Genomic DNA, 16368 nt, shown 5'->3' on the forward strand with positions numbered 1-16368 from the left:
CAAGATAAAAATGATTGACTTTTTGCTAGGCACTCATGAGTTTCTAGGTAATCATTCTTTCCCCGAATTCTTAATTGGTTACGCATTTGGAGCAGCATTAATTATTGGAGCTCCAACAGTTTTCCTTTTATTGGCATTTACCAGCGCTTTAATGAAAACCAATGGGAAAATGGGAGGCTACAAAGAATATGCTAGTTATGGTGAATCTTCTCTAAATGATTGCCCTCCTTTTATTTTGCCTGACCCAACAAAAAACAAATAAAAAATCTATCAATATTGGCCAATAAAAATAATTTCTCCATTTAATTTTTCTAAAATTGCTATAAAAATTTCTTACATACTTGTAAAAATAAATTTTAAACTACAATAAGATTATCAATCTAAATCGACCTGAATAGCTCAAACAAAAAAGAAAATATTTTAAAAGCGCCTCCTCCTATCAGGATAAAGGGAAAAGCTAGCTCAACTGAAGCATCTCAATCCTTTGACATGCCTTTTGTTGATCACCTTGAAGAACTTCGCCAACGGATCCTTAAGAGTCTTATTGCAATTCTTCTATCATCAGGTTTTTGCTTGTTATTTGTTAGAAAACTTGTACAAGCTTTAGAGATGCCAGCAGGAAAAATACAATTTTTACAAGTAGCACCTGGAGAATTTTTATTTACTTCAATAAAAGTTGCAGGCTATGGAGGTCTTACTATTTCTCTCCCTTTTATACTTTACCAATTTTTAAAGTTCATACTTCCAGGCCTAACTAAAAAAGAGAAGCTTTTGATCGCACCATCAGTAGCAGGTTCAGCAATTTTATTTTTCTTAGGAATTTTCTTTGCATGGAAGGCTTTGATACCAGCCGCCTTGGGATTCCTAATAAGTTATGGCGCCGATGTTGTTGAACCACTTTGGTCAATAGAAAAATATTTAGATTTCGTACTTCTGCTTATGCTCTCAACTGGTTTAGCCTTCCAGTTACCAATTTTGCAATTGATTTTAGGTTTCTTAGAAATTATTTCTTGGGAAAAAATGTTGTCAGCATGGAGATTAGTAGTTATGGCATCAGCAGTTGCAGGAGCTGTTTTAACCCCATCTACTGATCCTATAACTATGCTTCTTCTATCAACATCGATAACTTTTTTATTTTTTGTTGGAATTGGGTTAGTCGCCTTAACAACAAATCTCAAAGGACAAATTCGTCCATCCTTTGATCCATAGGCAAAGGTAATGTGATTGCTCTTCCTAGTCTTGGTTTACCCTGAACGTTTTCCAACCAATTTCTAACAAAATCTGATTGACCACCTCGGTTAATAATTTCTAAGGTTCGATTTAAATGGTCTCGAAAGGTCTCCTCATCCATAGGGAAAGACTGTTGTTCCATAAATCCCCACATCATTTGCAAATAAATTCGGTCTCTTTTTATTAACAATCGCAAATCATATGTTACTCCCCAGCGCCTTCTTAAGCACTCCATGACTTCTTCTACTTCCAATGGAATTGAAGCAGAGAAATCACCAGAATTTGACGAATTAAATTCAAAACTCATTTCAAAACCTAGTCTTAGCAGAGATTAATAACCCTTTATGTGTCCATTCTGGTCTAATATCTGTATATAGGTGAACGTCTGTAATGACACAAATGACAACTGCAGATGTGCCTTCAATGGGTAGAAGGCAGTTCATGAATCTGCTTACCTTTGGAACAGTTACAGGAGTTGCTTTAGGGGCTCTTTATCCAGTAGCCCAATACTTCACTCCATACAGGGCTGGTGGTGGTGGTGGTGGATCAAATGCAAAGGATGAGCTAGGCAATGTTGTTACTGCGAGTGGTTGGCTATCAACTCATCCAGTTGGAGATAGAAGCTTGGTTCAAGGGCTTAAAGGAGATCCTACTTACCTAATAGTCGAAGGTGAGGATGCAATTACCAGCTATGGAATTAATGCAATTTGTACTCACCTTGGTTGTGTAGTTCCATGGAATAGTGGAGCTAATAAATACATGTGTCCATGTCATGGAAGTCAATACGATTCGACGGGGAAAGTCGTAAGAGGTCCAGCCCCTTTATCACTAGCCATAGCTCATGTCTCAGTCGAGGATGATCAAGTTTTAGTAAGTCAGTGGACAGAAACTGATTTTCGAACTGGTACTGATCCTTGGTGGGGTTGATAAATAAATGAACAAAAACTTCAATACCATTTCTAAAACCATGAGTCGTTCATTAAAACTTTGTTTCTTTTCATTTGTTCTTGGATTTTTAATATTTTTAATACCTCAACCAAGTTGGGCATACCCATTTTGGGCTCAACAAAAATTCGAAAATCCTAGAGAGGCAACTGGCAAAATTGTTTGTGCCAATTGTCACGTAGCGAGTATGCCAACAAGAGCTGAAGTACCTCAGGCAGTTGCTGCTGATAGTGTTTTCAAAACAGTCGTAGAAATACCTTATAAAAATGATCTGCAAGAAATTGGAGCAGATGGAAGTAAAGTTCCTCTTCAAGTTGGAGCTGTTGTAATGCTTCCAGATGGATTTAAACTTGCTCCTCAAGAAAGATGGACTGATGAAATAAAAGAGGAGACACAAGGTGTTTACTTCACTCAATACAGCGAGGAACAAGAAAATATTATTTTAGTAGGCCCTTTACCTGGTGATCAAAATAGAGAGATTGTCTTCCCTGTACTCTCGCCTGATCCCAGAAAAGATAAAAATTATAACTTTGGAAAATATTCAATTCACGTAGGAGGAAATAGAGGGAGAGGTCAAGTTTATCCAACTGGTGACAAGAGTAATAACAATTTGTTTACAGCAACCAATTCGGGAACAATAACCTCAATCGAAACTAATGAAGATGGAACACAAATTATTAATCTAAGGAATGAAGAAGGAGAAAGTTTTGAAGAAAATATTCCAGCAGGGACTTCATTATTAGTAAAAGAAGGTGACACTATTGAGAAAGGTGGGAAATTTACGGAAGATCCTAATGTTGGAGGATTTGGTCAGCTTGATAAAGAAATAGTTTTACAAAGCAAAGCAAGAGTTATTGGAATGATAATTTTCTTTATAGGTGTTGGTTTGTCACAAATAATGCTGGTTCTCAAAAAGAAACAAGTTGAAAAGGTTCAAGCAGCTGAAGGAATATAATTTCAAATAGTTGATGGAACATATTTTTTTAGCGCTTAGATCACCTGGGCCTGAGTTGTTTCAACTGGGGCCCTTTTCATTAAGGTGGTATGGATTGCTAATAGCTATTTCAGTTTTAGTAGGTCTTAACTTATCAGGTGATTTGGCCTCAAAAAAAGGATTAAAAAAAAGCCTTATTAACGATTTACTTCCTATTTTAGTTTTTGCATCTGTAATTGGTGCAAGAATTTATTATGTTGCATTTGAATGGAGAAATTACACTGGCAAAAACTTCTGGAGTTCTATTAATTTCCTGAACTTAAATATTCCTATTCCCAGTGCAATAGAAATTTGGGGAGGAGGAATTGCAATTCATGGAGCACTGATTATGGGTACAATATCCATTATATTTTTTTGCCGATGGAGAAAAGAACCTTTTTGGGATGTTATAGATGTTTTGGTCCCATCAGTGGCATTAGGCCAAGCAATAGGTAGATGGGGAAACTTTTTTAATAATGAGGCTTTTGGGATACCTACAAATTTACCCTGGAAATTATTTATACCTTATAGATTTAGGCCAGAAATTTTCTTAACGCAAGATTATTTTCACCCTACTTTTCTTTATGAATCAGTATGGAATATTTTTGTTTTTGGCATACTGATTTTTCTTTTTAGAAAGGCAAATAAAAAAGAACTTACACTACCTTCTGGTAGCTTAAGTTGCTTATATTTAATCAGTTACAGCTTAGGCAGGTTATGGATAGAAGCCTTAAGAACTGATCCTCTCTGCTTGGGAGGGGTTCCACCTTTCTGTGAGGGAGGGCTAAGAATCGCACAATTCATTAGCTTATTTTTAATTAGTGCAGGTTTATTAGGACTATGGAGAATTTATATTTCTAAAAAAGCACTCCCTGATCCTTCCTTAATGAATGGGAGGAATCAATGAATCCGATTTCAATTGTAGGAGCAGGCCCAGGAGCTTTAGACTTACTAACTATAAGAGCTCAACAAAGACTAAAAACAGCTGATGTTCTTGTTTGGACAGACTCTCTAATACCTATACAAATAACAAAACTTGTTAAAGATGATTGTGAAAAGATAAAGACAAGTTCATTAACTCTAGAAGAGATACTTTTGATCTTGATTAAAAAGCATAAGGAAGGTAAAAAAATTGTTCGTCTCCATGATGGTGATCCTTGCTTGTACGGAGCAATATCAGAACAAATATGTAGATTAAATGATGAAGGAATTGAAGTAGAGGTAATACCTGGAGTAAGTGCCTATCAAGCAACAGCAGCAACTTTAGGATTCGAACTAACAATTCCAGATTTAACCCAAACAATAATACTTAGCAGAGCTGATGGCAGGACAGGGAAACCAGAGAAGGAAAGTCTTAAAAAACTCGCATCTATTCAGTCTTCTTTATGTCTTTACCTAAGTGCAAGATATGTAGAAGAAGTTCAATCCATACTTATAAAGTATTATCCCGCGAATACTCCTGTAGCTATTGCTTATAGGGTAACTTGGCCAGACGAATGGATAAAAGTAATACCTTTAACCGAAATGGCAAAAACCACTAAAGAAAAAAAATTAATTAGAACAACCTTATATATAATAAGTCCAACATTAAAGGTGGGATATAAAAGATCAAAGCTTTATAGTCCAACACATTCTCATTTGTTTAGACCTATCTAAAGTGAAATAATTAAGAAAACTATTTTAAAATTACTCAAAGACAGATATAAATTGTTTTTTTCGAGATAAACGACTTTACAAACCCTTTAGAATAAACTTAATAACCAAAAGTTTTTTAATTGGAACAAAGTGAAGGCATCAAAAGCGATAATTCCTATATCGCAGATAAAAAATCACCCTTACAAAAAGTTGGTGAATTCCTAAGGGAAGCCAGGCAAGGCAGAAATCTTTCAATAGAGGATTTATCCTCATCACTTAGAATTGGAAAAGAACAATTGGTCGCACTGGAAGAAGGAAATGAGCAATCACTTCCTGAGAAAGTTTTTATTAGAGCAATGGTTCGACGAATAGCTGAGAAATTAAACTTGGATACAAGTTTTATTCTTGATGAACTTAATGAGAAGAAAAAAAATGTACCGCAAACTACCTCATTAATTAAAAAGAAAAATACAAAAGAAAAAAGACATTTAAAACCATTTTTCATGGTTATTTTATCTGGCTTCCTGGGTTTGTTTACTTCAATTATTGCATTAAAATATATTCAAAATCTTCAAAATGATTCGTTCAATCCCCAGCAAAGTAATATATTTTTATTAGAAACAAAACTATATTTTTAAAGTATATTTATATCAACATCTTTAATTTTCTTAATTAGTAAAAGTGCCTTATTTAAACTCCATTTCTCAAGATCTAAATTTCGACCTAAATCATTAGGAATAAGTTCTATATTAACTTTTTTATTATTAGCTTCAATAACTATCTTTGATATCAAAGGTTCTGGTCTTCTATCCAAAGCACATGAAAGACGAAGAAGTAAAGACATCTCACTTACCAGGTTTCTTTGACTTTCATCTATCAAAGATTGCCAAGATTCATGTCTTTTTTTAGGAAAACTTTTCCTGTGATACCTAGCAATAGCAGCGACCATTAAATGTTCAGCTTGGGAGTAGCCTAAGAGCTCACCATGCCTGATTAAATACCACGAATGCTTGTGATAGGAACCTATGTTTATATGTTTACCACAGGAGTGAAGATTGGCTGCTGCCCACAAAAGATCTCTACCCTCACCCTTATCATTATGCAAAACTCCTTGGGTCTTATCATAAAAAGCAAGAGCAAATTCTGAAACTTTTTTTGATCGTTTTGAGTTAACACCAAATCTTCGCGATTGATGTATGACCGTTCTTTCTCTTATTGAACCTTGAAAGCTCAACTGATCTTTTAAATAATTATTACGACACATCCAATCAACTACCAAACCTTCACGAAGAGCTCTTTCACTTAAAACAATTTCATTAACATTAACCATAGTCATTATAGTTTGCAAAATCAAAGACCCCGGGACAATAATCTCTGATCTTCTTTCACTTAATGAGGATAACTGACTCCTTTCAGAAGGTGTCATTTTTATTAATTGACTAACAATAATATCTAAATTATTTTTTGGGATTTTATATCCTTGCAATTTTGACTGAATATGATTTTCTTTATTAGAGATTAATGCCCCAATAGCCATTGCAGTTCCACTCGTTGCTACTAAGACTGGCTTTTCACCTACTTCAATCCTCTTTGATATTTTATCAATTGCAGACTCCATAGAGCCTCTAATAAATGACCTTAAAAACAATTCAGTCTGACAGGATATAGGATCTTTTTTAATAAATTCTCTTTGTAATCTTACTGCTCCAATCTTTGTACTTGTTAATGCTCGTGCCTCAGAACCATCAGCAAGGATTAATTCTGTCGAACCTCCTCCAATATCAAGAACCAGATGGGGTTTATTCCCAAATTGCATGCCTGAAAGTACACCTAGATATATCAATCTTGCTTCTTCTGCTCCGCTTATTAATTCAACATCTAAGCCTATCTTCTTTTTTATTTCAGATATAAAGATTTTCCCATTTGGTGCTTCTCTAACAGCACTTGTAGCAGCAATAATAAGGCTATCAACTTTATAGCTTTCTGATAAATCCTTAAACCTCTTTAATGTTGCAAAAGCCCTATTCATAGCAAGGGATGTAAGTTCTCCAGTATCAGGATCTCTCTCTCCAAGTCGTGTTGTTGATTTTTCAGCGAGTTCAATACTAAAAGTATTTAATTTTGGCTCAACCTTTGCAATTAAGAGATGAGTTGAGTTAGTGCCAATATCAATTGTTGCTATACGGCATAATTCAGTATCTTGATTTTCCCCAAGATCCAATTCAATAGAATTCCTTTGAGAGGAATTATTTATTGAGTCACCTAACATACACGTGTAGGTTTAACCTCAATACTCTGACACTCTCAGCACCCCATTGAGAAGACCTTATAAATGATTAGCAATTTGAATTTTCTTGAGTAATCTTTTTACAAAAAAAATGAGATATTATTTTCAACTTCTTAGGTGGAATAAACCCAGCGGAAGATTGATACTTCTAATACCCGCTTGCTGGTCTCTTTGGTTCGCCCCCTCAGCCCCACCATCTGTATTTATTTTGCTATTAATAATTTCAGGTGGAATATTTGTAAGTGGTGCAGGATGTATTGCTAATGATATTTGGGACCAACAGTTTGACAAGAAGGTAACAAGAACAAAAGAAAGACCATTGGCTAATAGCAAGGTATCTCTTAAGGCTGCATGGATACTACTAATTTTAATGTTATTTCTTAGTCTTATCATAGTTCTTTCTATCCCGACAGAAAGTAGAAATTTATGCCTTCAACTTGCAACATTTTCATTGCCTTTTATTCTTCTGTATCCATCAGCAAAAAGATGGTTTAAATTTCCTCAACTTATTCTTTCTATTTGCTGGGGATTTTCAGTTCTAATTCCCTGGGCCGCAAGCGAATCTTCATTGGCAGGAGGAGTAACATTGTTGTTTTGCTGGCTTGCAACAATATTTTGGACTTTTGGCTTTGATACTGTTTATGCAATGGCCGATGAGATTGATGACAAAGTAATTGGTCTAAACAGCAGTGCTATCAGTCTTGGTAAAAAATCAATAAAAACAGTTTCTTTTTGCTACTTTTTAACCTGTTTTCTCTTAGCTCTTGCTGCTTTCAAAGCAAATTTAGGATTAACGTTTTGGCCTTTTTGGCTGATATCAACTTTAGCAATGCAAAGAGAAGTAATCTTATTAAATTCAAAACCAAAAGGGATTAAGACTTCAGGTTCGCATTTCAGAAATCAAGTTCGAATTGGCAGTTTTTTACTTCTTGGGATGGTGTTAAGCAGGCTTATTTAAGCAAGCTCTTTAGCAAAGCTCCTAAATGACTTACCCGCTTAAAAAAGGCGATCTTTTCCAAATAGTTGCCGCAAGTTCGCCAATAAATAAAAAAGAAGATCTACAATCCGGGATAAAAGTCCTTCAGGACTGGGGTTTAATATGCAACGATTTCGATGAAGTAGATAGGTCTTGGGGGTATTTAGCAGGTAATGATGAAGTTAGATTTAATAACTTACACTCAAAGAACTATTATCCTCTTTTAGCTTTTGCTAGAGGTGGGTGGGGATCAGCGAGATTGCTTGAAAAAAAGCAACCATGGAAAGAAGGCTGGATGATTGGCTTTTCTGATTTAACTTCCATACTTCTTGCACGGCTCGCAGGTGGATTTCAAGGAGGTGTTCATGGTCCACTTATCACAACGTTGGGGGCCGAGCCAGAATGGAGTAAAAACAGGCTTAAATCAATTTTGTTTGGCAATTCTGTACCGGATATTTATGGAGACCCATTAGGAGGCGGGATATCAAAGGGGCATCTAATAGTTGGCAACCTCACCGTACTGACTCACTTAATTGGGACTCAACATCTACCAAGTTTTAAAGAATCAATTCTAATCATCGAAGATATTGGAGAGGCTCCCTACAGAATTGACAGAATGCTAACTCACTTAAGGTTGGCGGGAGTTCTACAACAGCTATCTGGCTTAGGTTTTGGCTCGTTCATACACTGTGATAATGAGAAGGACGTCGACGCATCAAAGACGTTTAAGCTTCTAGATATTTTCAAAGATCGAACACAAGACCTTAAAATTCCAATTGTTTCAAATTTGCCCATTGGACACTGTTGTGGGAATGCATCACTTCCACTAGGTAGTCAAGCCATATTGAATGGCGACATGGGAAGTCTCAGCCTTTTAAATTAGACAATAAAGACTCTGCAATTACTAGATCAAATGGGGTTGTCACTTTAATATTTGAAGGCCCAGCATCATAAATCTTTACTGGCAATCCCAAGCGTTCAAACAAGGATGCATCATCAGTTACATTCCATCCTTTAGCGATTGCTTCACTATGAGCATGCTTCAGTTTGTTCACGGGAAAACCCTGAGGTGTCTGGGCAGACCATAGATCTGAACGCGGAGGACTCTCAATAATCTCACCATAGTTATCGACCTTTTTAATGGTGTCTGTTACTTGAGATGCTGCAATAACAGCTTGCCCCTTGGAAACAATCTTTGAGATTTCATCAAAAACGAATGATTTCACCAAGCATCTCGCTCCATCATGAATCAGCACAGACTCGGCATCCATTGGAAGGGCAGCTAATCCAAGCTGAACTGACTGTTGTCTTGTTGATCCCCCATTAATCCATTGAACTGAATTCACTGTGTCATCAAAAATTGAACATATAGAATTTTTGTCTTTCGGTTGTCCAATAATTCCAATCCAAGTAATTGTCTTAGAGTCGAAAGCTGCTTTCAAAGTCCACTCTAAAACCGTCTTACCTGCAACTTTCAAAAGGAGTTTGTTTTTATCAGCACCCATTCGACTTCCACTTCCTGCGGCAGCGATTAACAAATGCACAACTAATCCCTCTCCTTTGATTATTCGTTAAACATATTCAACCAGTAAAAATAACTATTTTTACCTTCTGAGCTTAAAGTGTTTCCAAAAAGCAAGTAGCACAATAGTAAGTTAAATGAAATAAGTATTCGACTCTAACGATTCTAAAACCATAAAATTATGACATTATCAAAATTACTTGAAGGTCAGACTGCAATTGTAACTGGAGCCAGCAGGGGTATTGGGAAGGCAATTGCAATTTTTTTAGCAAAGGAAGGAGCTGAAGTAATCATCAATTATTCTTCATCTTTTGAGAATGCAAATAAAGTGGTATCAGAAATAAACTCTTTGGGAGGTAAGGCATACGCTCTTCAAGCAGATATTTCTGATGAAAACTCGGTAAATGAATTAATAAAAACAGTATTGGATAAAAACAATCAAATTGATGTCCTGGTAAATAACGCAGGGATAACTAAAGATGGACTTTTAATGAGAATGAAAACTAACGATTGGCAGAAAGTTTTAGACCTTAATTTGAGTGGTGTTTTTTATTGTACAAGAGCAGTCTCTAGGCAAATGTTGAAGCAAAAAAAAGGAAGAATTATCAATATAACTTCTGTGGTTGGGTTGATGGGCAACCCAGGGCAAGCAAATTATGCTGCAGCCAAGGCAGGAGTAGTTGGTTTTACACAAAGTGCTGCAAAAGAATTTGCAAGCAGAGGAATTACTGTAAATGCAGTTGCTCCAGGTTTTATATCAACTGATATGACAAAAGATTTGAACAGTGAATCAATCCTTTCTGCGATTCCGCTTGGGCGCTTCGGTAACCCTGAGGATGTTGCAGGAGCAGTGAAATTTTTAGCAGCGGATCCTTCAGCTGCTTACATAACCGGTCAGACGATTCAAGTTGATGGTGGAATGGTTATGAGTTAACCGTCGTACTCGCTAACTTTATAGAGGATATTGGAAATAGAGATTTTTAAATGATAATGATGATGATGATGATTTTGGTGGGGGGAAAATGATTCCTATTTTATAAAGGAGTTAAATAGAAATTTCATTATTATCTATTAACACATTATAAATTCTCGGTTGAAGTCGATTTATTTTGGTATCAGTTTGCCACTTTTTTATGTCACCACATAAAGGTCCTCAAATAATTAGGTATTGCGTCATAACATCAACAGCAGCTTTGGTTGCGATTGTTGTCGGATTACTTCCTCAATTCAAAGTAAATAAAGCAAAACTTTTCTGTGCTGAATATTATTCGCTTAAAGACTCAAATAAGGGATTCCTTGCTGGCGAAAAGATTCAAAAAAAGTTTATTCGCAATGAAGGAGGTAATGTTTCTAATTACTGCAGGAGTCTCTAAATAATGCTTTTTGCTCAAAATGGACTTGGTGTTGAAATTTTTTCTCCATTAGGGATTTTGATTCTTGTTATCGGAGTTGCTTTTACTGTTGGACTTCCTGTTGCAATGATCAAGTATGGGAAGAAGGATTAGAAAATGTCAACAGCATGAAATCACTAGCACTTACATCGTAAATAGCATCAATATTTTTTTACTCCTCAAAGAAATTCAATGACTGCTAATTCTTTTTTCTTATTATCTAAGGCACAAATAAAAATATTAAAGTTATCTTGAGCATTCATTTTGATTGTTTCTAGTAAAATTTAATTATTGATGCACTGAGTCTTTAAAAGTATTCAGATTGTATATTTGTTCTAAATGATTTTTAACTATTTCTACTTGAATTTGATGAACAAATTTAGGTTTTCTTTTTGCTATAAAAGTTGATATAAAAGTAAAAAATATTAAAAATATAAGTGAAATTGATAAGCAGTAAAAGAATATTAATGACATGTGAATAAAGTCTAGAAGAATTTTTTATACTTAAATATAGTAAAAACAATTGGAAAGGGTTGATGAATTACTTTACCTGTAAAAAGGGAGACCTGTTCAAACAAAAATAATACAAAACAAATCACCTTATTTTACAAAATTAGAGAAAAGAAGTTCGATGCTAGTTACCTTTATCTCAACCAAGTTACAAAGTTGTTAGTTTGTTTAGATAATTTTGATCGATAATCATGCAAACACTTTTTGGAAGAACTTCTATAATAAATTCCACTAATCCAGCTAAAACTAATACCACCAAACTTAAATCAAAAATTAGATTTGGGAAAATAATTGCTTTCGGTATTGCTGCAAAAATAATAATTGGTGGTGCTTTTATATTTTTTATGATGGCTAACTAGAATTTCTTCTCCATGGATGACTATAAATTGGCAGTAGTATTTTCGATTTTTGTTTTAGTTCCCTTAGGAATCTTAAAAATATCAGGAATGATTAAAAAGCTTCAGAGAATGTCATCTTCTAATAAAAACAGTAAACCAAGCTAGGTTCTTTGCCTAGGAATTGAGGCAGTTCATTCGAAAACCTATTTACTTTCTAAAGTTAACGCATAAATCTTCTAAACAATTGATCTTAGTCATACATATATTTCAGACTTCTAATCTATTTCCCAGGATCATTCATTCTTTATCCCTTTCTTTTTTCTTCCTTTTTCCTTCTATATAAGGCATTAATATATTTAGTAACCATTTTTTGAAAGAATTTATAGGATTCATTCCTTAATTCAAATTGCTTGGGTAAAATAAATGTTTAGTTGATCTGGGGATTGCCCATATATTTAAAGATCATCGCATCTTGTCCTTTCCCTTTATCGCCAAGACCTTCTATCCATTCTCTATATTCTTCGTAAAGGCAACTTCTGCCAGGTTCATTTAGTTCTTCCATCCGCTTTACTGCTTGCTCGAACATAATTACTATTGCTTCATGAGCATTTTCTCTGGAAAGCATAATTATCAAACTTGTATTTTTAATAAACTACATCCGTTTAGAAATTTGAATAGTTCATATTTTCATCAAAAATGTAAGTGATAATTTTTTCTTTAGATTATCTCTTTCATCCAGTATGTACTAACTAGGTATATGTTAATTAAAAATCTTTTTCAACCATGAACACTACATTTACTCAATTGAATTATATATCTGGTCTATAAAGCTTATATTGACAAAGAGCATCAAATAATTTGTAAGCTCTTGGCTTTCCAGTTCTAACAGGCCGAATCCTATCAAGGATTGAGGCATTACAAGTAATCCAGTAACTTCCTTGTTCAAGATTACAAGCTTCGCAAATATTCCAATGGGCAATTGATGGCGATAATATTTCACTAATTGTACTCATTGTTTTTATATGTTCTATCTCTAAGAAATCAACTTCTTCCTCTGAGAGTTTTCCTGTTCCACAATAATCTTCAATTACAGTTTTAAAATCAAAAGCCATATATTTTGGTTTGATAAATTTAAGGCTGAACAATACTTACTTTTGGATTGTCAAAAGGGTCATCTGTTAAAGCTGCTAAACAAATTCTTTTTGGAGTCTCAATTTGTTCATGGTGGTGACAACTTTCCAAGCAATAAAAATATCTATCTTGAGTTGATTTCATTAATTCAGATTAAATGAATCGTAATCATATCTTGTAAACATCGATCTTTTGATTTAACCTTTAAGTAATTAATATTTTTGTTTTTAAAACATATTATTTGGTATCAATTTGTCAACCAGATAGCAAGAATAATTACAGTAAATATACCTATTGTTCTTGGAATTTAGTAATAAAGATAAGAATTATTTTACTTAGTTTATTCAAGCTTGATAAGCTAATACATTGATTCCACTACCTCTATCATCGTCATCGTCATCGTCTTTCTTTAGTAATTTAGAAACTAATTCAAAATATAAAAAAGGAAGCAAAGGACTAAAACATAATAGAAGCAAATGAAAAACGGATAAGCTTTCTTGTAATGTTTGGATTTGACCCATCAATAAATGAAAAAAGTCGGATTAAGTTAAATTAATTAAATAAAAAATAATAGATCGGCTTACTCGTAAGTATTTATATTCATTAGTTCCTCTTTTGAAGAATAGCTCTTGTAGAATTGATCTAAATCGATTTCTAAAAGATTTATCTATACAAAAAAGAGTCGTCAATCTATCATTTGTTACATTTTTAAAATCATTTAAATACATATTAATTACATATCTCTTTTTTCTAGCACTAAAAAGCTTTTGCTAAATTAGCTTCTTTCTAATTATTTTATTGACTTATGATTATTGCTTCATTAGTTGGCACACCTGCTCCGACGGCAGTCTTGGCGGGTGTTATTTCGATAGCACTTTTTGCGATTGTAGGAGTAATAGTTGGTCCTAATTTTGATGGTGTGAATGCTCCAGCGATTGGGAAAAGCCAGCCAAGTAAAGATGATTAATATAAAAATTTAATCAACTGAATTTTGAATGCTTACATGATAAAGTATTTAAAATTTATTTATTATGTATATTTTGATATGTTCATTCCATATGAAAAGTAGCTATTAATCTAATCATATTTATAATGAAATTAATAAAGCATTTTTAGTTCTCTCTATCCCATGGAGAGGACTTTTTTTTTTGAACATAAATAACTTGATTTTTTATTCAATTAGCATTTGAAAATTGGAATTAGATTATAAGGCACATTGAAATATGTTTTTTTATTCTGTCTAATAAATTTTTAATTACATCGTATATTTTTAAAATGATTATTTTAGAATCAGTTAGATTATTTTGTCATGGGTTTTACTGGTAACGAACTAATAAAGGCTGCTGATTTTTTACATATTGAATCAATTACAGGTTTATTCATCCTGTTTTTATTTTTAAGCGCATTGCTAGCCTTTTTTACATTAACTTTTACTTATTTATTTATTGACACCCCTTTAACATCAAAAATTATTGCAAAGAGATGATATGAAATCAGCTTCTGAAGAACTTAAAAAACTCAGATTAATGGCTGAAAAATCATTAATAAAAACTGATGAACTAGATAAAGTTCTTGCTCAAGTTGAGGCGACACTTGCACGAACTGAAGCCCGAAAAGTTTCAGCTAAAAACAAAAGTGCTTAATTAATAATCAACGCACTCTATTGAAAAGTTCTCTTTCCTCTTGAGTTGTATTGAGAATCGTTAGCTAATCCGGCAAGTTGTATGATTTGCTTTGAATCGCAAAAGGTATCAGCTAGATAGTCTCTTTCAATTACCCGATGCTGATAGGGATTGAACCTGTAGCAATTGCTTTTTGATTACTTGTTTTTTCTCTACTTTCATTCATGCTCAAGTAAGAATTTTATTTAATTGAGATATGGAGGGACGTTGGGTACAGATAGAACAAGGTCCAGTGCCATTACGTTGCTGGTGGAATAATCCTCAGAAAGAAAGTAAGCATGTCGTTCTTGTTCTACCAGAAGTCTTTGGTATTAATAGTTGGGTAAGAAGCGTCGTCGATCGACTTGCAGAACAAGGTATTCCTGCTTTGGCAATGCCACTTTTCGCTAGAACAGCTCCAGAGTTAGATCTTAGATATAGCGAAGATGACTTGGTAGAGGGGCGTCGGCATAAAGAACAAACGACGACCAGCCAAATTCTCGATGATGCGACTGCTGCATTGAATTGGTTAAAACAGCAGTACAGCCAATCAAGAATAACTGTTGTGGGATTTTGCTTTGGTGGTCATGCAGCTTTAATCACATCAACACTCCCTAACGTCGATACAACTTTTGATTTTTATGGAGCTGGTGTTGCAACAACTAGACCAGGAGGAGGCCCTCCAAGCTTGGAATTATTGAGTCAAACCTCAGGGAAATTAACTTGTATTTGTGGAACTGGTGATCCATTAATACCTGAGACTGATCGAACATCTATCCAACAGGCTTTAAGAGAAGAAGATCCTTCTGAAATCAGATTGAGTTATGTAGAAATCGAAGATGCTGATCATGGATTTATGTGTGAACAACGAACAAGTTTCACCCCCAATGCCTCCACTCTTGGTTGGCAATTAATTATGAATGAACTAAAAGAATAATTTATAATCTTGCGGGTCCTTCTTGGACCGAGATTCATGGGTTATTTCGGATCGCAAAGGCTGTCTAGGGAGCGTCTAAAAAAAGTAGTTACATTTACACTTTCTCAATAACTCTCAGACTTGTTCCCTTGTAATGATTCTCAAAGATTCACTTGTTTAACAAATGTAAATCCAACTTTAGTCTTCTTTACATACGAGAAGCCCTGCGGTTAGGGAGAGTAGTAAGAAGCGGTTCATTAATTAGTAGTAATGACGATACTTACTACTTACCCTTTTTTTACTTTCTCGTTCCATTCATTTGTGGCACTTCCACCTTCCTCAAATTTCGATGCTATTGATTTCAACATTTCAGCTAGGAACTCAGGAGGACATTGCAGTTCTTCCATTAATTCTGTAGCTTCGTCACTAATAAAATCCCAAGTTCTACTAATAGGCCCATTAATTTGATCGATAGTTGGTTGCCATTTCTCATCCATTAGGTTCTTACTTTTTAAAACTGATGTGGATCAGTCATCCTAGGGCCGACCATTTCTTTAGCGTCAAGGCTTCAAACTTTGGGACACTATGGTTAATTTTTTTACAATTTTTTCACGCCTCGGAACACTCCATAAATGACATCCGTTACATGCGTATGTGCATGGCTTTTCGCTGTGCTCATGGTTCCACTAATGCTTTTTATCTGGGCGTTAGATACCAAGAAAACAAGAATTAACAGGTATAGAAAATACGGCTGGAGCTGGAGAAAGATTGCTGATATTTACGGCGTTAGTCCTACTACTGTCAGGCAGTTTTCTATGGCATGAAAAAAGGGGGCTAATTGCCCCCTAGCGAT

At 34.6% G+C, this 16368-nt stretch carries 26 protein-coding genes; 18 read left to right on the forward strand and 8 right to left on the reverse strand.

Annotated features, from left to right (window positions below; all coding sequences use genetic code 11):
• Positions 1-10: 10 nt before the first annotated feature.
• Together SIB75_RS08405 and tatC are read left to right on the forward strand one after the other, a co-directional pair.
• Positions 11-262 (forward strand): hypothetical protein, encoded by a 252-nt coding sequence (locus tag SIB75_RS08405; RefSeq protein ID WP_332299685.1) that lies wholly within the window; start codon positions 11-13, stop codon positions 260-262.
• A gap of 227 nt (positions 263-489) precedes the next feature.
• Entirely contained in the window at positions 490-1209 is a 720-nt protein-coding gene (gene tatC / locus SIB75_RS08410; RefSeq protein ID WP_413682819.1) for a twin-arginine translocase subunit TatC, read from the forward strand.
• Here tatC and SIB75_RS08415 read toward each other — a convergent pair.
• Complete coding sequence (locus tag SIB75_RS08415) at positions 1175-1537, reverse strand: DUF3067 family protein (RefSeq protein WP_413682820.1); 363 nt, start codon at positions 1535-1537, stop codon at positions 1175-1177. The two genes, tatC and SIB75_RS08415, sit on opposite strands and share 35 nt — an antisense overlap.
• A gap of 83 nt (positions 1538-1620) precedes the next feature.
• Here SIB75_RS08415 and petC point away from each other — a divergent pair, with 83 nt between their 5' ends.
• The 5 genes from petC to SIB75_RS08440 all read left to right on the forward strand — a co-directional run bounded on the left by petC (position 1621) and on the right by SIB75_RS08440 (position 5421).
• Positions 1621-2157, forward strand: coding sequence for a cytochrome b6-f complex iron-sulfur subunit (gene petC, locus SIB75_RS08420; protein WP_413682821.1), 537 nt, complete (start codon positions 1621-1623; stop codon positions 2155-2157).
• Positions 2158-2164: 7 nt separating this feature from the next.
• Positions 2165-3130 carry a cytochrome f gene (gene petA / locus SIB75_RS08425; protein ID WP_413682822.1) on the forward strand — a complete coding sequence of 322 codons (966 nt, stop codon included), beginning with the start codon at positions 2165-2167 and terminating at the stop codon, positions 3128-3130.
• A 13-nt stretch (positions 3131-3143) separates the two neighbouring features.
• On the forward strand, positions 3144-4055 hold the full coding sequence (lgt, locus tag SIB75_RS08430; protein WP_413682823.1) for a prolipoprotein diacylglyceryl transferase: 912 nt from the start codon (positions 3144-3146) through the stop codon (positions 4053-4055).
• A complete protein-coding gene (gene cobM, locus SIB75_RS08435; protein ID WP_413682824.1) occupies positions 4052-4804 on the forward strand; it encodes a precorrin-4 C(11)-methyltransferase in 753 nt (250 codons plus the stop codon). Before lgt ends, cobM begins: the two co-directional genes overlap by 4 nt.
• A 119-nt stretch (positions 4805-4923) precedes the next feature.
• Positions 4924-5421, forward strand: coding sequence for a helix-turn-helix domain-containing protein (locus SIB75_RS08440; protein WP_413682825.1), 498 nt, complete (start codon positions 4924-4926; stop codon positions 5419-5421).
• Here the strand turns inward: SIB75_RS08440 and SIB75_RS08445 are convergent.
• On the reverse strand, positions 5418-7052 hold the full coding sequence (locus SIB75_RS08445; RefSeq protein ID WP_413682826.1) for a Ppx/GppA phosphatase family protein: 1635 nt from the start codon (positions 7050-7052) through the stop codon (positions 5418-5420). The two genes, SIB75_RS08440 and SIB75_RS08445, sit on opposite strands and share 4 nt — an antisense overlap.
• A gap of 109 nt (positions 7053-7161) precedes the next feature.
• Between SIB75_RS08445 and SIB75_RS08450 the strand changes: the two genes are divergently transcribed.
• On the forward strand, positions 7162-8028 hold the full coding sequence (locus SIB75_RS08450; protein WP_413682827.1) for a 4-hydroxybenzoate polyprenyltransferase: 867 nt from the start codon (positions 7162-7164) through the stop codon (positions 8026-8028).
• A 25-nt stretch (positions 8029-8053) separates the two neighbouring features.
• The gene (locus SIB75_RS08455) at positions 8054-8929 is read left to right on the forward strand and encodes a S66 peptidase family protein (RefSeq protein WP_413682828.1); all 876 of its coding nucleotides are present in this window, start codon (positions 8054-8056) and stop codon (positions 8927-8929) included.
• On the opposite strand, the gene ispD is transcribed toward SIB75_RS08455, so the two are convergent.
• On the reverse strand, positions 8913-9590 hold the full coding sequence (gene ispD / locus SIB75_RS08460; protein ID WP_413682829.1) for a 2-C-methyl-D-erythritol 4-phosphate cytidylyltransferase: 678 nt from the start codon (positions 9588-9590) through the stop codon (positions 8913-8915). The genes SIB75_RS08455 and ispD overlap by 17 nt on opposite strands.
• Before the next feature lie 159 nt (positions 9591-9749).
• Between ispD and fabG the strand changes: the two genes are divergently transcribed.
• The 4 genes from fabG (at position 9750) to SIB75_RS08480 (ending at position 11828) form a co-directional block, all read left to right on the forward strand.
• On the forward strand, positions 9750-10502 hold the full coding sequence (gene fabG / locus SIB75_RS08465; protein ID WP_413682830.1) for a 3-oxoacyl-[acyl-carrier-protein] reductase: 753 nt from the start codon (positions 9750-9752) through the stop codon (positions 10500-10502).
• A gap of 199 nt (positions 10503-10701) precedes the next feature.
• Entirely contained in the window at positions 10702-10941 is a 240-nt protein-coding gene (locus SIB75_RS08470) for a hypothetical protein (protein ID WP_413682831.1), read from the forward strand.
• Positions 10942-10944: 3 nt separating this feature from the next.
• A complete protein-coding gene (locus tag SIB75_RS08475; protein WP_413682832.1) occupies positions 10945-11073 on the forward strand; it encodes a hypothetical protein in 129 nt (42 codons plus the stop codon).
• Between the two features lie 587 nt (positions 11074-11660).
• Positions 11661-11828, forward strand: a complete 168-nt coding sequence (locus SIB75_RS08480; protein ID WP_413682833.1) for a hypothetical protein — start codon at positions 11661-11663, stop codon at positions 11826-11828.
• Between the two features lie 406 nt (positions 11829-12234).
• On the opposite strand, the gene SIB75_RS08485 is transcribed toward SIB75_RS08480, so the two are convergent.
• From SIB75_RS08485 to SIB75_RS08500, 4 genes are all read right to left on the reverse strand, one after another.
• Positions 12235-12432, reverse strand: coding sequence for a hypothetical protein (locus SIB75_RS08485; protein ID WP_413682834.1), 198 nt, complete (start codon positions 12430-12432; stop codon positions 12235-12237).
• Between the two features lie 184 nt (positions 12433-12616).
• Positions 12617-12919 (reverse strand): hypothetical protein, encoded by a 303-nt coding sequence (locus tag SIB75_RS08490; RefSeq protein ID WP_413682835.1) that lies wholly within the window; start codon positions 12917-12919, stop codon positions 12617-12619.
• 19 nt (positions 12920-12938) lie between these two features.
• The gene (locus SIB75_RS08495) at positions 12939-13082 is read right to left on the reverse strand and encodes a hypothetical protein (protein WP_413391045.1); all 144 of its coding nucleotides are present in this window, start codon (positions 13080-13082) and stop codon (positions 12939-12941) included.
• Positions 13083-13282: 200 nt separating this feature from the next.
• A complete protein-coding gene (locus SIB75_RS08500; RefSeq protein WP_413682836.1) occupies positions 13283-13459 on the reverse strand; it encodes a hypothetical protein in 177 nt (58 codons plus the stop codon).
• A gap of 284 nt (positions 13460-13743) precedes the next feature.
• Between SIB75_RS08500 and SIB75_RS08505 the strand changes: the two genes are divergently transcribed.
• From SIB75_RS08505 to SIB75_RS08520, 4 genes are all read left to right on the forward strand, one after another.
• Complete coding sequence (locus tag SIB75_RS08505; protein WP_413682837.1) at positions 13744-13905, forward strand: hypothetical protein; 162 nt, start codon at positions 13744-13746, stop codon at positions 13903-13905.
• A 342-nt stretch (positions 13906-14247) separates the two neighbouring features.
• Positions 14248-14424, forward strand: coding sequence for a hypothetical protein (locus SIB75_RS08510; protein WP_413682838.1), 177 nt, complete (start codon positions 14248-14250; stop codon positions 14422-14424).
• A gap of 1 nt (position 14425) precedes the next feature.
• Complete coding sequence (locus SIB75_RS08515; protein WP_413682839.1) at positions 14426-14581, forward strand: hypothetical protein; 156 nt, start codon at positions 14426-14428, stop codon at positions 14579-14581.
• Positions 14582-14816: 235 nt separating this feature from the next.
• The gene (locus SIB75_RS08520; protein ID WP_413682840.1) at positions 14817-15536 is read left to right on the forward strand and encodes a dienelactone hydrolase family protein; all 720 of its coding nucleotides are present in this window, start codon (positions 14817-14819) and stop codon (positions 15534-15536) included.
• A 266-nt stretch (positions 15537-15802) separates the two neighbouring features.
• Here SIB75_RS08520 and SIB75_RS08525 read toward each other — a convergent pair whose 3' ends face one another.
• Complete coding sequence (locus SIB75_RS08525; RefSeq protein WP_413682841.1) at positions 15803-16012, reverse strand: hypothetical protein; 210 nt, start codon at positions 16010-16012, stop codon at positions 15803-15805.
• A 135-nt stretch (positions 16013-16147) separates the two neighbouring features.
• On the opposite strand from SIB75_RS08525, the gene SIB75_RS08530 reads away from it, so the two are divergent.
• On the forward strand, positions 16148-16339 hold the full coding sequence (locus SIB75_RS08530; protein WP_413682842.1) for a hypothetical protein: 192 nt from the start codon (positions 16148-16150) through the stop codon (positions 16337-16339).
• Positions 16340-16368 lie beyond the last annotated feature (29 nt).

Origin of the sequence: Prochlorococcus sp. MIT 1011 (assembly GCF_047305235.1) — a bacterium.
Classification (GTDB): Bacteria; Cyanobacteriota; Cyanobacteriia; order PCC-6307; family Cyanobiaceae; genus Prochlorococcus_B.

Coding starts and splice junctions, on each gene's coding strand:
- SIB75_RS08495 (WP_413391045.1), bottom strand. CDS start 13,082: ATGAAATCAACTCAAGATAGATATTTTTATTGCTTGGAAAGTTGTCAC.
- tatC (WP_413682819.1), top strand. CDS start 490: ATGCCTTTTGTTGATCACCTTGAAGAACTTCGCCAACGGATCCTTAAG.
- SIB75_RS08515 (WP_413682839.1), top strand. CDS start 14,426: ATGAAATCAGCTTCTGAAGAACTTAAAAAACTCAGATTAATGGCTGAA.
- SIB75_RS08510 (WP_413682838.1), top strand. CDS start 14,248: ATGGGTTTTACTGGTAACGAACTAATAAAGGCTGCTGATTTTTTACAT.
- SIB75_RS08405 (WP_332299685.1), top strand. CDS start 11: ATGATTGACTTTTTGCTAGGCACTCATGAGTTTCTAGGTAATCATTCT.
- petA (WP_413682822.1), top strand. CDS start 2,165: ATGAACAAAAACTTCAATACCATTTCTAAAACCATGAGTCGTTCATTA.
- SIB75_RS08455 (WP_413682828.1), top strand. CDS start 8,054: ATGACTTACCCGCTTAAAAAAGGCGATCTTTTCCAAATAGTTGCCGCA.
- SIB75_RS08500 (WP_413682836.1), bottom strand. CDS start 13,459: ATGGGTCAAATCCAAACATTACAAGAAAGCTTATCCGTTTTTCATTTG.
- cobM (WP_413682824.1), top strand. CDS start 4,052: ATGAATCCGATTTCAATTGTAGGAGCAGGCCCAGGAGCTTTAGACTTA.
- SIB75_RS08450 (WP_413682827.1), top strand. CDS start 7,162: ATGAGATATTATTTTCAACTTCTTAGGTGGAATAAACCCAGCGGAAGA.
- SIB75_RS08530 (WP_413682842.1), top strand. CDS start 16,148: ATGACATCCGTTACATGCGTATGTGCATGGCTTTTCGCTGTGCTCATG.
- fabG (WP_413682830.1), top strand. CDS start 9,750: ATGACATTATCAAAATTACTTGAAGGTCAGACTGCAATTGTAACTGGA.
- SIB75_RS08480 (WP_413682833.1), top strand. CDS start 11,661: ATGCAAACACTTTTTGGAAGAACTTCTATAATAAATTCCACTAATCCA.
- SIB75_RS08525 (WP_413682841.1), bottom strand. CDS start 16,012: ATGGATGAGAAATGGCAACCAACTATCGATCAAATTAATGGGCCTATT.
- SIB75_RS08505 (WP_413682837.1), top strand. CDS start 13,744: ATGATTATTGCTTCATTAGTTGGCACACCTGCTCCGACGGCAGTCTTG.
- SIB75_RS08415 (WP_413682820.1), bottom strand. CDS start 1,537: ATGAGTTTTGAATTTAATTCGTCAAATTCTGGTGATTTCTCTGCTTCA.
- SIB75_RS08490 (WP_413682835.1), bottom strand. CDS start 12,919: ATGGCTTTTGATTTTAAAACTGTAATTGAAGATTATTGTGGAACAGGA.
- SIB75_RS08470 (WP_413682831.1), top strand. CDS start 10,702: ATGTCACCACATAAAGGTCCTCAAATAATTAGGTATTGCGTCATAACA.
- SIB75_RS08485 (WP_413682834.1), bottom strand. CDS start 12,432: ATGCTTTCCAGAGAAAATGCTCATGAAGCAATAGTAATTATGTTCGAG.
- SIB75_RS08520 (WP_413682840.1), top strand. CDS start 14,817: ATGGAGGGACGTTGGGTACAGATAGAACAAGGTCCAGTGCCATTACGT.
- lgt (WP_413682823.1), top strand. CDS start 3,144: ATGGAACATATTTTTTTAGCGCTTAGATCACCTGGGCCTGAGTTGTTT.
- SIB75_RS08475 (WP_413682832.1), top strand. CDS start 10,945: ATGCTTTTTGCTCAAAATGGACTTGGTGTTGAAATTTTTTCTCCATTA.
- petC (WP_413682821.1), top strand. CDS start 1,621: ATGACACAAATGACAACTGCAGATGTGCCTTCAATGGGTAGAAGGCAG.
- SIB75_RS08445 (WP_413682826.1), bottom strand. CDS start 7,052: ATGTTAGGTGACTCAATAAATAATTCCTCTCAAAGGAATTCTATTGAA.